Here is a 13,790-nt window from a genome sequence, read left to right as displayed (position 1 = left end):
CGGATGCCGATCCGCCGTCCGGTGCCGTCCGCACCGGCGTTCACGGGGTGCCCCCGCCCTGCCAGGTCAGGGAGTCGGTGAGGGCCCGGTGGTAGTCGGGGCGGGTCAGGGGGGATCCGACGATGTCGGCCGGGAAGTCGAACACCGCCTCAAGCGCGGGCAGTTGGGGCAGGATCCGGTCGCACAGCCGGTCGGCGGCCTCGGGGAGGGAGCGGATGACCTCCGCTTCCACGGTGCCGGCGGTGAGCAGGGAGCCGGACCAGCGTTGGGCGGCCCGTACCCCGGCGAGCGCGGCGAGCGCCTCCAGGGCTTCGTGCGGGCCGGGCCGGGAGCCGGGGCGCAGGTCCGGTCCGTCCAGTGCGCGCATCACGTCGTCGGCGGCGAGGCCCTCGGCGTAGAGGGCGCCCAGTTCGCCGGCGGCGCGGAGCAGGGGGTTCCAGACATCGAACTCTTCGAGCCCGGAGGCGGATCGGCGGTCGCGGGCCTCGCGCAGGTGCCGGGTGAGCCGTTCGCGGTGGGCGTGCACCGTCATCCGCCACCAGCGGGGGTCGGTGGGGTCGGGGCCTGAGGTGTCGTGTTCGTGGGCGGGGGCGTGGTGGGCGGGATCGCGGTGGGGTGCCGGGTCGGCGGCCAGGGCGCGGCCCAGGTCGTAGAGGATGAGCTGGCTGTCGCCTCCGGCGGGTTCGAGGGCGTTCAGGAACCCTCGGTAGTCCGCCAGCCGGTTGAGGTCAAGATGGCCGGAGAAGCCGCAGTGGCGCTGGCAGTCGGCGACGATGCGCAGGGCGGCCCGTACGGTGTGCGCCTTGTACGCCGAGAGGGGCCTGCTGACGGCGGTCCAGGGAGCGAAGCCGGTGGCGGAGTCCGTGACGGAGGCCGTGACGGAGGTGGCCCCGGAGGCCGTGGCGGAGTCAGCGGTCGCGGCCGCGGCGGCCGGTCCGGCCTCCGCGAGCAGGGTCCGGGCGCGGGCCGCCGCGCAGGTGAGGGCGAAGGATTCGGCGAGTGCGCCCAGTACGGCGTGCTGCTGGCTGCGGTAGTCCAGGAGCGGGATCCCGGGTGCCATACGGGCCTGGGTGCGGCGGCCCCGGGCATAGCGGACGGCGAGGACCGCGGCCAGTCGGGCCGTCCCTGCGGCGGCGGAGGGCAGGGTGCCCCACAGTACCTGGCCCACGCACAGCGTGCGCTGGAGGCGGGCGTCGGCCGAGCCCAGCGGGTCGTGGAGGGTGCCGTTCCGGTCGAGCGACGCGCTGTCGCGCAGCCAGCGGTCGTAGGGCACGCGTACGCCCGCGAACCGCACCTGTGCGTAGTCCAGCGGGAGGGCGCTCACGGCCAGCGGGGAGGACACCTCGATGCCGGGGAGCGGCCCGTGTCCGTGGGTGATGTCGAGGAGGAAGGGGAAGACGCCGCCCTCCTGTCCGTCCGCCCCGACGACCCGGGCCAGTACGGCGACGGTGCGCGGGCCGTCGTCGGTGGCCATGCCGCAGAATTTGGCGGCTGCCGGGTCGGGGGTGGTGAGGACGAACTCCCGGCTGTCCGGATCGAAGTCGGCGCGGGTGCCGGTCGCGAGATGGCTGTTGGCCTGGCCGGCCTCGGTGATCAGGTATCCGCCTCGGGCCGACAGCGTCTCCAGGGCCTCGAACTCGTCCTTGAGGGCGGCATGTTCGGGGGCGAGGTGTTCCATGGAGCCGAGACAGAGCACCGTGTGGGTGACGAAGGCCATGCAGAGCGAGGGGTCCGATACCGCGGTCCAGGCCAGCAGGGCTCCGAGCCGGTCGGGGTCGCGCAGCAGCAGCCGTCCGGGGGGCAGGGCGGCGGCCACGGCCCGCATGCGACGGGTCACGGCCTGCTCCCGCCCGGGGGCGCGGGGTCCGGGGGCGCGGGGCCCGGTGGCCGTGGTCGCGGAGGCGGTCAGCGCGTGGTGGAGGGAGTCGAGGTACGCGGGGGTGCACGACCCGTGGATGAGCCGGTGCAGCCCGCTCGTACCCGCTTCCGGATCGGAGGCGACTTCAGGGGGCATCGGGGAACTCCGCTGGACGGGCGGGCCGGACGGGCCCGCGGCGGGGAGGGAACCCGGGCGGGCGCGGGGCCCGGGCCGGGTTCAGGGCAGGACGGCGGGGATACTCCCGTCCGTGGGCTGGAGGGGCGCCGTGACGGTCACGGCACGGGTGGCGAGCACCCGGGCGACATTGCGGGACAGGGCGCTCCCCGTGCCCGCTTCGTAGCATTCGAGGGGGCGGCCGGCGGCCCGCAGGTGCAGGGCGCGCAGGACCCGGGGCAGGTGGACGGGGCGGGTCAGGCAGTCGGCCAGAGCCCGGGCGGGTTCGTCGGCGGAGGTGTAGGCACGGCCCGCGACCGCCGAGTAGACCGGGAGGGCCTCCGGGAAGGCGGCTGTCCCCGCAGGTCCGGTACGGGCGCGGATCCGCTCGGCGAAGTCCGCGGCCTGCCGGACGAGTCGGGGATGGTGGGAACTGAAGGGCAGGCGCAGGCGGGTGGCGTCGATCCGGGCGGTGCGCGCATACGCCTCGGCTCGGTCGAGTTCCTCGACCGGCCCGCTGACGACGGTCTCGGTGTCGTCGTTGACGCAGGCCAGGACGGTGCCGGAGGCGCGCGCCTCCTCCAGCAGGGTGAGCGCGCGGAGTTCGTCGCAGGCGAGGAGGGTCAACCCGCCGGGGCAGGCGGTCAGGACCCGGGCGAGGTCGTGGGCGATGGCCGCCCCGTCCGCCACGCCGAGCACCCCGGTGGCGGCCATGGCGGCGATCTCCCCGAAGCTGACGCCGAGTACGGCATCGGGAGGACTCCCCCGCATGGCCACCAGGGCCCGGTGCACGGCCAGCGAGGCTCCGTAGGCGGCCAGTTGCGGGGTGCCGGGCACCGCCGCCTCCGCGAGGTCCTTCGTACGGGGAGGGCGGTCCCCCAGCAACCGGGCGCCGATGCGCTGGATCCCGCGGGCGGCGGCGACCTCGTCGATCTCCTCGAACACTTCGGCCACGGCCCGTCTGAGGGCGCTGCCGGCCGTGGCGGCACGGAGGAGCGCTCCGACGGCGAAGTCCCCCTGCCCCGGGAACAGGTGGACGGTGTACGCCCCACGGCCCGTGTACGTCATGGCTGCGCCCCCTTCAGATGCATTCGCTTCGTATGCACCCATTGCGTCGTGTGCGCCCTTTCCCGGCGCGGTGTCCCGGTCACACTCTGAGACTGCTCGCGGTCGGGCCCCGTTGTCCGCTGTCGACCGGGTCCGCCGTGTTGAAGATGGATGAATGTCAAAAGTTCACTCTCGTCGGGGAACCGGTGGCGCTGCCGGCCCCCCTCCAGCACCGGGAGAGACCATGTGCCCCGTTCGCACCCCCAACCACGCCCTGCGGCAGTTGCTCGTGGAGGCCCAGTGGACCGGAGCCCAACTGGCGCGCGCGGTGAACGCCGTGGCCGCCGACCAGCACCTGGTGACGCGCTGCGACCGCAGCGGGGTCTGGCACTGGCTGGCCGGGACGGTACCGCGCCCCGCCGTCGCCGCCCTGGTGGCGGAGACCCTCTCGCGCCGGCTGGGGCGGCGCGTCACCACGGCGGAGGCCGGTCTGGTCGCGCCGGCCGGTAGGCGGCCGCCCGCCCCGTTCGAAGGGCACGGCGACCCGGCGGCCCATCTGGAACGGCTCGGCGCCGGCCCCGCGCGGCGCACCGCCGGCCGGGGCCAGAGCGCCCGTACCGGCAGCGGCCCCTGCCCCCGCGCAGGCGCCGGCACCGGTTTCGATCTGTTCTCGCTGGCGGCCCAGGACCTGCCGGGATGGGAACCGGGTGCCACCGCGGTTCCCTCACCCCGTTCCCGCCGCGCCACCGGGGCCGGCGCCGCTCGCGGCGGTGTGCCCGTCCGCGATCCGCTGGTCCTGTTCTCCCGGCACGACGCCGCCTTCGGCGGGGGCCTGGTGAGCGAGGTCATCCGCGTCTACCTCGCCACGTCCGTCGTCTCCTGGCTCGGCCAGGGCATGCGGCCGGCCACCCGCGGCCATGTCCTGACCGGCGCCGCCCAGCTGAGCTACCTGAGCGCGTTCACCCACTACGACTCGGACCTGCACGGTATGGCGCAGCAGTACTACCTGGTCTCCGCCGCGCTCTCCCGCGAGGCCGGCGACCGGGTCGGATACGCCCTCTGCGCCCGGGGGATGAGCGTCCAGGCGCTGACGCTGGGCCATGCGGAGCGGGCCGACCGGCTGGCGGAGCGGGCGGTCGGCATAGGGCTCCCGCACGCCCCGCCGCACCAGCGGGCGTTCCTCCTCGGGCAGCGGGCGGTCACCCGGGCCGCGCTGGGCGACCGCTCGGCGGCCCTGGACTACTTCGGCGCCGCGGAGCAGGCCCTCGACCGGGCGGCCTCCGCCGACACCCCCATCGGCTCCTTCCATCCCGGCTCGCTGGCGGTCCAGCGGGCCGCCGTCGCCCGCGCGGCGGGGGACTTCCGGACCGAGGCCCTCCAGCTGGGCCTCTCGCTGCGGCACCGGCCGGGCCGGGAGAAGCGCTCGCGCGCGGTCACGACGGCCCAGCTGGCCGAAGCGCGGCTCAACCAGGGGCATCTGGACCTCGCCTGCCACACCTGGCGGACCTTCCTCGCGGACTACCCCGAACTGGAGAGCGCCCGCGCACGGCATCACCTGCGTACGGCGATCGCGCGGCTGCGCCCGTACGGCCGGAACCGGGAGGCGGCGGAGGTCCGGGACCTGGCCCGAGCGCTCCACCGCGCCCCCCGGGAGCCCTGACGGGCCGGACCTGCCCGTCGGCCGACCCGCTTCCGGCCCTGACCCCCGCCCTGTAGCCCTCTGACCGCGAGGCCATGGCCTCGCGGTCAGCCACCGTGAAGGGCGGGGTGCGGGACGGCCGGTACGGGGGCCGTCTCGACCCGGGAGGTGACGCTCCTGCGGACGACGCTGACCGGGCCCAGTCCGGCGAGCACCTGGGCGAGGCCCGCGGCCGTCATTCCGCCCGAGGCCGCCTGTCCACCGGGCTGCCCGGTTCCTCCGATGGCGTCCAGCAAGGTCACCGTGGCGGCGTCGGCCAGTACCTCCGGCCCGAGGTCGGCGAGCGAGGACGGCCGGATCACCCTCGCCGGCCCGGACTCCGCGGCGGGCGGCACGTGCGGTCCGAGCACGACCACGAGGTCACTGCCCTGGGCCGCCGACCGGACCCCTTCGGCCGCATCGGATGCCCGGTAGCACCACTCGTCGGGGTGCTGCCCCCGCAGCAGCGGGAACCTCTCCCTCAGCACCCCCAGAACCCCGACGACGTCCTCGATCGACGCGCAGGGCTTGACGACATAGGAGAGCCGGCTCCCGTCGACGTCCGGCAGGGCCTCGACGTCGTCCGCGGTCGATACGGGGAGCAGGCCCTCCCCGGCCAGGGGCCACGCGTCGTCCCGAGCACCCTGACGGGGGCCCTCGATCATTACGACCGCATCCCCGCGGTCCTGGAACGAGAGCACCGCCCGCTCGGCGAGCGGAACGGCGGGGCAGACGAGATGATCGGTGGCGCCCGGTCCCGCCGACCGTGCCGCCGGTACCGTCGCCGCAGCCGGGCGCCCGCACGGCACCGCCGTCGGAGGCAGGAAGACACGGCGCGTCCGCAGGGCCGGGGCCCATGCGGAGACGGCTTCCCGCGCGACACGGGCGCTCCCGGGGTCACCGGCCACCACGGCGAGCCCGAACGCCACACCCCGGTCCACATAGGTGACCGCGGCCAGAATCCGCCCGTCATCCTCGTCCACGGCGGCATCGAGCGGCAGCGGAACCCCGTCCGACAGGTCCCCGATCCTCACCCGCGGCAGCCGGGCCGCCAACCACTCTCCCAGCAGGGGTGCGGCGGGACAGAGGACCACGCCCCTGCCTGGATGAACGAAGCGCGAGGCCACCACGACATCGGTGAGGTCCTGCGCCCGGTGGCCGAATACCTCTGTCCTACGAGTTCTGTTCAAGTCCGCCACCCCTGGGGCTGATCGTCCGGCCCACATCGTCCCAGCCCGACCCTTCGGGCGGGGTGTCAGGCGAGGTCGAGGAGTTGCTCGTAGAAGCCGCCGAACCCGCCCCGGCGGTCGACGAGATGGATCTCCAGGATCCAGTGGCAGCGCCGGCCCGCCCGGTCGGTGCGGCGGAGCGGGTGGGTGTTGTCCGGGGTGACGTACGACTCGACACGGGCACCGTCGATCAGTTCGTGGGGGAACTCCCCCACCAGGTGCCCGGCGTGCCAGCCGCCCAGGGTCCAGCCGCGGTCGGCGGCCAGGCGTTCGACCTCCGCGTACAGGCGGCGGCCGGTGATGTCCGCACCGGCGTGGAAGACCTCCCGGCCGGCGGTGAACACGCTCGCCAGGTCCTCGCGCAGCCGGTGTTTGACGGGATCGTCGCCGAAGACGAAGGTGCGGCCGAAGTCCGCCTCGTACTCCTCGAAGATCGGGCCGAAGTCGGCGAAGGCGATGTCGTCCTCGCCGATGATCCGGTCCGGCGGGTTCTCCTTGTACGGGAACAGGGTGTGCGGCCCGGAGCGCACGATCCGCTTGTGCCAGTGCTTCGTCGTGCCGAACAGCTCGTTCGCCAGGTCCCGGATCCGGTCGCTGGCCTCCCGCTCCCCCACCCCCGGCGCCACCAGCCCCCGTGACTCCACCTCCGCGAAGAGCAGCTCCGCCTTGCGCTGCGCCTGGACGAGCCCCCGTACGCGCTGCTCCTCCTCGTCCCCTCTCCCGGGCATCGGGGCGGGTGTCGGGTGCGATGCGGCCATGGTGGTGGTTCCGTTCGGTTCGCCGAGGTGCGCTGAGGATCGCTCGGGTTCGGTTCGGTTCGGTTCGCGGGTCGGGAGGCGGCGCGGACGAGGAGGAACCGCGCTCGGAGGGGTACCGCGACGGCACGGTTCCTCAGGGCTGCGGGATCCGCGCATCCAGCACCTCGGCGAGGAGTCGTCTGTTCGTGATCTGCAACTTGCGGTAGATGCTGGTCAAGTGGGCTTCGACGGTCTTGGTCGTGATGAACAAGGCCTGGGCGATCTCGCGGTTCCCGGTTCCCGTGGCCGCCAGTTCGGCGATGCGCCGCTCGCTCGGCGTCAGGGAATCCGGCCCCGACACCTCGACTCGGCGGGGGCGGCCTCCCGAAGCGGCGAGTTCGGTGGCAGCCCGCTCGCTCAACGGGAGGGCTCCGCACAGCTCGGCGATCGCGCGGCCCTCCCCCAGCACCACCCGGGCTTCGTGGTGCTGTCCCAGATGGCGGAGGGCCGCGCCGAGATCCACCAGGGCCTTGGCGTACTCCAGGCGGGCGAAGCCGGCTTTGAGCACCTGGACGGCTTCGCGGAGGCGGTCCAGGCCCTCTCCCGGGCCCGCCACCACACCGGCCACCCGCAGGACGTGGCCGATGGCGCGGGGTGCCCCCCATCGCCTGGCCAGGGCCGTCTCCTCGTCGGTGAGGGCGAGCGCCTCGCTCCGGCGGCCCAGGGCGGACAGGTTCAGAGCGGCCTCCGAACGCCAGGGAACGGCGGCGGGATTGTCCCCTCCCTGCTCCGCGAAGTTCCGGCCGGACTTCAGGGCGCTGTCGTACGCCCGCTCGTGGTCACCGCCGTGCCGGTGGTACTGGGCCTCGGCGTCGTAGTACCAGTACAGGAGCCCGGTGGGCTGCCCTTCACTCGCGTCGACGCACCCGAGGGCCTCGGCGGCCTCCCCCATGCGGCCCTGTTCCATGAGGATCCAGGCGAGGATGGAATGGGCCACGCGCTGTGCCATGCCGTGGTGCATCAGGCTCATCAGCCGCAGGACATCGCGGACCACGTCCTCGGCCTCGGCGAGCTGGCCTCGCCACAGCCAGGCCATGGAGCGGTAGACCGAGGCGATCGGCAGTGCGGCCAGTGATCCGCTGCGGCGCGCCTCGTCCACGGCACTGTCCATGGCGGCCATGGCCTCGTGGTCGTGGTCGGCCAGGAGCAGGGCGAGCCAGGGGCCGGTGATCACCGCTTGGGCATTGGACAGCCGCAGTCGTCCGTCCGCCAGGGCCGACCGGGCGTGGCGGACGGACGCCGGGTCGCACCGCCAGCTCTCGGCACCGGCGATCATCGCTTCCAGGGCGTGCGCGCCGATGGTGTCGGCAGGGGGCAGACCGACGACCTCGGGGAGGGACTCGAAGAGGCGGTCGGGGTCGTTCGGAGGCAGGCAGAGGAGCTGTCCCTCCAGCAGGCGCCGCAGGTCGGTGTCGTCGGCGGGCAGGGCGTCACGGGCCTGGCGGGCGACTTCCACCCCTTCGGCGGTGCGCGAGAGGTAGTGCAGGGCCATGCTCAGGGTGGCCGCGATCCTTGCCCGTTGGTGGACATCGGTGGTGAGTTCCATGGCACGGGCGCAGTATTCGGCGGCGGCCGGGAGGTCCACCTGCATGGCCGCGTCGCTGGCTTCGGTCAGGGTCCGGGGCAGCGTGGCGTCCGAGGGCGGCTCGGCCAGCGCCCGCTGGAGGTAGCGGTGCGCGCTTTCGGCCGAGCCTCGCTGCTGGGCCTCGCGGGCGGCCCGCCGCAGGAGGTCGACGGCCTCCTGGTCACCCCGGAAGGGGAGTCGGAGGACATGGGTGGCCATCTGGACGGCCGTGGCTCCCGAGCGCTTCAGCACCTCGACGGCCAGGGTGTGCGCGCGTACCAGCTCCGCGTCGTCCATGCGTTCGTACGTGGCGGAGCGGATCAGCGGGTGGACGAAGCGCAGCGGGGCGCTGGTGCCGTGGGCAGTCCCGGCCTCGGCTGCCGGGTGCTGGAGCAGGTCGGCGCGCCGGAGGGCACCGACCGCGGAGGCCGCCGCCATCGGGGAGAGCCCCGTCAGGGCGGCGACGGTCGCGAGGTCGGCGCTCTCGCCCAGTACGGCCACCGCCTCGGCCAGGCGCACGGCGTCCGCGCCCAGCCGCACCAGACCGGTCTCCACCCGGTTGGCCACCGCGTGCGAACCCACCTCGACCACCAGGGGAGCGTTTGCCGCGGTGGGATCCCAGTCCTCGCCGAACACGCTCACCAGCGATTCCAGCAGAAGGGGGTTGCCGGCCGTCGCGGCGTGGCAGGCGTCGAGGAACTCCTCGTCGGGTTCGTGGAGCCGGGATCGGAGCATCCGTGCCGAACCGGCCCTGCTGAGCGGCTTGGGTCGCAGCAGCACCGAGAGGTGGTGCTCGGCGATGCGCCCCAGCAGCTGGGCGGGGGCCCCCGGCTCGTTGGGACGCATGCCCACGGCCACCAGGACGGGGAGGTCCAGGATCCGGGGCAGGAGGTAGGCGAGGAACCGCAGGGAGGCGGGGTCCGCCCAGTGCGTGTCGTCGGCCACCAGGAGCAGCGGCCGGTCCTGCGCGATGTTGGCCGTCAGCCAGTACAGCCCGTGCAGGATCGCGAAATCTCCCGCGGACTCCTCGTCCGCGGAAGGGGTCGCCGGGAGGCCGACCACCGGGCCGGCCGACCGTGCGGCACCGGAGAGCCAGTACTCCCGTTCGTGCTGCGCGCAGCCGGCCAGCAGGGGTCCGAACAGCTGCTGCATCAGGCCCATCGGCTGCGACCGCTCCAGCTCGGTCGCCCGTGCCGACAGCACCCGCAGCCCCGCCCGGTCGGCCAGCGCCGCCGCCTCCTCCAGCAACCGGGTCTTGCCCACGCCCGCGGGCCCCTCGATCACGAGGAAGCCTCCCGCGTGGCTCCGCACCCTCTCGACCGCGAGGCCGAGGGCGGCGACTTCCGCACCCCGCTCCACGAACACACCGGAGAAACTCATCCCCGCAGTATGTGACGCCACGTGCCGGAACTCACCCGTCCGACCGGCCTCTTTGATCCAGGTCACATCATTACTCGTGTCATGTATCCGGTCCGCTTCACGCATCGTGACCGATTCACCGTCGGGTCGGCGCAGGTCCGTCGAGGGGGCCGCCCGGTGCGACGGGAGCGGGAGCTCACCACGGCGGCTGCCGGCAGTCCTTGTGGCCGGGCGGGCGCAGGTGCGGCATCCGGGCGGGCGGTGTCGGCCGGGGAGCCGGTCGCCTCCGGACGAGCGGTGAGTTCCGCCGTCCGGGGCAGGGGCGCGGTACGGGGGCCGGGCGGTTCAGCGGTCGTGGCCGCCGGCCGGAGCGGGAGCCGGACGTGGTCCCCGGTGGTGGGACCCGGTCCGGGTGGGGTGCCGGGGGGCAGCGCGGTGTCCATGGTGCGGTCGGGGGTCATGGGTCTCGGGTCTTCGTCGGAGGGGGAGGACGGGCCGCGGTACGCCGCGGTGCTCGTCGGTCAGGTGCCGGGGAGTACCCAGAGGTGCTCCGGGGTTTTGAACTGGCTCAGGCGTCTGTACCGGATCGGCTCGCCCGTGGAGCGCAGGCCCGGGTACCTGCGGGACAGGACTTCCAGGGAGATCCGGAGTTCCATCAGGGCGAGCGGGGCTCCGACGCAGTAGTGGATCCCGTGCCCGAACGGCATCGCCGTCGCGTTGCCGCGGGAGGGGTCGAACTCCTGCGGTTCCGGGAACTGCGCCGGGTCGTGGTTGGCGGCGGCGTAGGAGAGGAAGATCCGGTCGCCCCGGCGCAGTCGGGCGCCGCCGATCCGGACGTCCCGGGTGACCAGGCGGAAGAAGCCGACGGTGGAGCTGTCGTGGCGGAGCCCTTCGGCGGCGGTGTCCGCCGCACTGTGCGTGCCGTTCACCAGGGCGTCCCAGCGTTCGGGCCGTTCGAGGAGCGCGGCGACGATGTTGCTGAGCGCCCCGCCGGTGGTGTGCCAGCCCGCGCCGATGAGGCCGGTGACGACATTGACCACCTCGGGCCGGCTGAGGGTCTTGCCCTGGAAGGAACCGTGGACGATCTTGCTGATGAGGTCGTCCCGGGGTTCGGCCCGACGGGCGTCGACCAGCTCCGACACGTAGGCGAAGCCGTCGTTGACGTAGGCGCCGTACTCCTCCTGGTCCTTCCGGCTGAGGTTGGGTCCGTCGAAGACGAGGGTGATGAGGTCGTGCACCCATCGGGCGAGCATGTCGTAGTCGGAGTCGGCGTAGCCGACGACCTTCATGGCCGAGGCCAGACTGATCCGGTCGGAGAACTCGCCGGCCAGGTCGAACCGCGCGTCGGTCGGGAGCCGTTCGGCGGCGCGCTCGATGATCTCGCGCACGGCGGGTTCGAACGCGCCGATGGCGCCGGTCCCGAAGCCCTGCTGGGTGATCCGGCGGACCCGCCCGTGCTCGGGTGGGTCCTGGATCGTCAGGATCGGGTGGTCGAAGAGGTAGTCCACCGCACGCTGGGCCGCCGGATGGAGGCCCTGCGGTCGGGGGAAGACGCCCGCCGAGGAGAACGTCGCGGTGTCCGACGCGACCGCCTTGGTGTCCTGGTGGGTGGAGACGCACCAGGCCTGGAGGGGCTCGGAGAAGAAGACGGGCCGGGTGGACCGCGCCTGCCGCAGCACGTCGTACGTCACCGGCCGGTGCGCTCCGAAGGGGTCGTAGGAGGCCAGGTCGTAGCTCAGGGCGTCGGGCGTGGTCATGCACCCTCCTCAAGGAGTGGCCGACGGGGTCGCCGGTCCGGGACCGGGGCCGGTGCGAGGCCGAGGGCTCGGCTGGGGCAGAGGTCGACGGCCAGCCGGGCCGCCGCCAACTGGTCGGCCGGGACGTCCTGTCGGCGGACCCGGACGCGTCCGTCCCGGTCGTCCTGGTCGAAGAGGAGCGGTGCGGTCGAGGCGCACAGCCCGGCGGAGCAGCAGAGCGAGCGGTCGGCCCGTACGGACCAGTTCTGGGACACCTCGCTCCCGTTCACCAGGAGATGGGGAGGGTTTCGGGACCGCGGACGGCGGAGCCTTCCTTGAGCCGGACCTCTTCGAGGGGCACCGCCGGCCGCAGCCGGGGAAAGGCGTCGAGCAACTCTTCCAGGGCGACGCGCAGTTCCAGGCGGGCGAGGGCCTGGCCCAGGCACTGGTGGATTCCGAATCCGAATCCCACGTGGTTGCGTGCGTCGCGGTCGATGTCGATCGTGTCGGGAGCCGGGTAGACGGAGGGGTCGTGGTTGGCGCTCCTGAGGGCGAGGACCGCGCCCTCGCCGGCACGGATCGTGACTCCGCCGACCTCGACGTCTTCGAGGGCGAGCCGGGTCACATTGCTGCGGATGATCGACAGCTCGCGCATCATCTCCTCGACGACCGGAGGGATCCGCGCGGGGTCGGCGCGCAGTGCCTCCTGCACGGCCGGCCGGTGGAACAGGGTGAGCACGATCATGCCGAGCATGTTGGCCGTGGTCTCGTGCCCGGCGATCAGCATCAGCCGGGCCATCGCGATGACGTCCTCGTCGCTCATGTCCACGTCGTGCTGCTGCTGGACGATGCGGGTCAGGAGGTCGTCGGCCGGTCTGCTCCTCTTGGTCTCGGCGAGTTCGCCCAGATAGTCGCCGAGCGCGCCGAAGGCGGCCCCGGCGACCTCGGGGGGCGTCGACACCGCGACCAGGGTCCGGGAGTGGGCCTGGAACATGGCGCGGTCCTCGTAGGGCACGCCCAGCAGGAGGCAGATCACCTGGGAGGGCAGCGCCAGGGCGAGATCGGCGACCAGGTCGGCCGGAGGACCGGCCTCCGCCATCCCTCCGATGAGGTCCCGGGCGGCCCGGGCCACCGACGGCGCCATCTCCTCGATGCGGCGCACGGTGAACAGGGGCGTCAGGACGCGCCGCAGCACATCGTGCCGGGGCGGGTCCATCCGCACGATCGACAGCCCGCCGGGCGGGTTCGGGATGCTGGCGACGTGCGGGAAGCCGGGGCGGGTGTCGTCCGCCGAGAACCGCCGGTCGGAGAGGACGCTGCGCACGTCCTCGTAGCGCCGGACCAGCCAGCCGGGTCCGCTCGGCAGGTCGACCGGGAGGGGCGGTCCGACCTCCAGGGAGAGCCGGTCCAGTTCGGGGATGAGCGAGGTGGGCCGTTCAGTGGGCACGGCGGGCTCCGAATCGTTCGTCGCAGGGGCGCTGCCTGGTGACTTCGATGGCGGTGTGTCCTGGGTTCCGGCCGGCGCGAGGGGACGTCCTGGTGCTCCGGACCCGGTGTGCGAGCGGGGGTGGTGGGCGCGGGACGCCGGTTCGAGCGGCCCGTCGCGGACACGCTAGGGGCCCCGGGTCGGCGGCGACCGAGGGGGTAGCCCCGAACTTTGCCCCCAGGTGTCACTCCAGGACCGCGGTCGCCGTCGGCCAGGCGGTGGTGTCTGCGCCCTCCGGGCCCCGGCGGCCGCCGCCGGCCTTCACGTCGGCCGCTCGGCCTGTCCGACGGGGCGTGGGGCGTGGGGCGTGGGGCGTGCTACAGAACGGCGACCGTCCGCATGCGGAAGTTCATCCGGCAGGATCCGTCCCCGTTGAACTTCTGGGTGACCTCGCCCTTCTGGTCGAGCTTCGCGAGGGTCGTCGCATTCAGCGGGGCGCTGGTCACCGAGGAGAAGCAGATGTCATCGTCGCCCGAGGTCTCGTCGTAGTCGCGGACATGGATGGACACCTTGACGGACTCATTCGCCTTCACCGGCAGGAGGACCTTGTGGTTCCCCCTCTTGTAGGGTCCGTCGCAGGCCGAATAGGTGTGGGCCTCGCACATGGCCCGGTCGGCGAACTTGTAGGGTCCCAGCTTGTTCACGGTGTCGTCCTGGACCCAGACCGTGCACTTGTTCCACAAGGTGTTGGTGTTGTCCCAGGCCGCACTGTAGGCGCAGTCGCCGTTCCCCCACTCGCCGATATTCCTGACCCGGGAAGCGCCGGTCACTCCGTTCTTCACCGTCTGACCGTAAAGCGATCCGTATATCCCCGCCCAGGGGCAGCTGTAGACGTCGCAGTCATCGAGCTTGGGAAAATTGA

10 protein-coding genes are annotated in these 13,790 nt (G+C 73.3%); 1 reads left to right on the top strand and 9 read right to left on the bottom strand.

The window, feature by feature from the left end; genetic code table 11:
- Positions 1 to 40: 40 nt before the first annotated feature.
- Both ACZ50K_RS15960 and ACZ50K_RS15955 read right to left on the bottom strand, forming a co-directional pair.
- A complete protein-coding gene (locus tag ACZ50K_RS15960) occupies positions 41 to 2,014 on the bottom strand; it encodes an acyl-CoA dehydrogenase family protein (RefSeq protein ID WP_468902978.1) in 1,974 nt (657 codons plus the stop codon).
- Positions 2,015 to 2,095: 81 nt separating this feature from the next.
- Positions 2,096 to 3,100 (bottom strand): ACP S-malonyltransferase, encoded by a 1,005-nt coding sequence (locus ACZ50K_RS15955; RefSeq protein ID WP_468902976.1) that lies wholly within the window; start codon positions 3,098 to 3,100, stop codon positions 2,096 to 2,098.
- 223 nt (positions 3,101 to 3,323) lie between these two features.
- Here ACZ50K_RS15955 and ACZ50K_RS15950 point away from each other — a divergent pair, with 223 nt between their 5' ends.
- On the top strand, positions 3,324 to 4,739 hold the full coding sequence (locus tag ACZ50K_RS15950) for a hypothetical protein (protein ID WP_468902975.1): 1,416 nt from the start codon (positions 3,324 to 3,326) through the stop codon (positions 4,737 to 4,739).
- Between the two features lie 86 nt (positions 4,740 to 4,825).
- Here ACZ50K_RS15950 and ACZ50K_RS15945 read toward each other — a convergent pair whose 3' ends face one another.
- From ACZ50K_RS15945 to ACZ50K_RS15915, 7 genes are all read right to left on the bottom strand, one after another.
- Positions 4,826 to 5,851, bottom strand: coding sequence for a hypothetical protein (locus ACZ50K_RS15945; RefSeq protein WP_468902974.1), 1,026 nt, complete (start codon positions 5,849 to 5,851; stop codon positions 4,826 to 4,828).
- A 161-nt stretch (positions 5,852 to 6,012) separates the two neighbouring features.
- Positions 6,013 to 6,714, bottom strand: a complete 702-nt coding sequence (locus ACZ50K_RS15940) for a M24 family metallopeptidase (RefSeq protein ID WP_468903230.1) — start codon at positions 6,712 to 6,714, stop codon at positions 6,013 to 6,015.
- A 163-nt stretch (positions 6,715 to 6,877) separates the two neighbouring features.
- Entirely contained in the window at positions 6,878 to 9,727 is a 2,850-nt protein-coding gene (locus ACZ50K_RS15935; RefSeq protein ID WP_468902972.1) for a helix-turn-helix transcriptional regulator, read from the bottom strand.
- A gap of 500 nt (positions 9,728 to 10,227) precedes the next feature.
- Positions 10,228 to 11,463: a cytochrome P450 gene (locus ACZ50K_RS15930; RefSeq protein WP_468902970.1), complete on the bottom strand. Its 1,236-nt coding sequence runs from the start codon at positions 11,461 to 11,463 to the stop codon at positions 10,228 to 10,230.
- On the bottom strand, positions 11,460 to 11,732 hold the full coding sequence (locus ACZ50K_RS15925) for a ferredoxin (RefSeq protein WP_468902968.1): 273 nt from the start codon (positions 11,730 to 11,732) through the stop codon (positions 11,460 to 11,462). Before ACZ50K_RS15925 ends, ACZ50K_RS15930 begins: the two co-directional genes overlap by 4 nt.
- Entirely contained in the window at positions 11,729 to 12,889 is a 1,161-nt protein-coding gene (locus tag ACZ50K_RS15920; protein ID WP_468902966.1) for a cytochrome P450, read from the bottom strand. Before ACZ50K_RS15920 ends, ACZ50K_RS15925 begins: the two co-directional genes overlap by 4 nt.
- Before the next feature lie 356 nt (positions 12,890 to 13,245).
- Entirely contained in the window at positions 13,246 to 13,710 is a 465-nt protein-coding gene (locus ACZ50K_RS15915; protein ID WP_468902965.1) for a hypothetical protein, read from the bottom strand.
- Between the last annotated feature and the right edge of the window lie 80 nt (positions 13,711 to 13,790).

It is taken from the genome of Streptomyces sp. NPDC033845, assembly GCF_055576225.1.
This window is presented reverse-complemented; position numbering and strand designations above follow the sequence as displayed.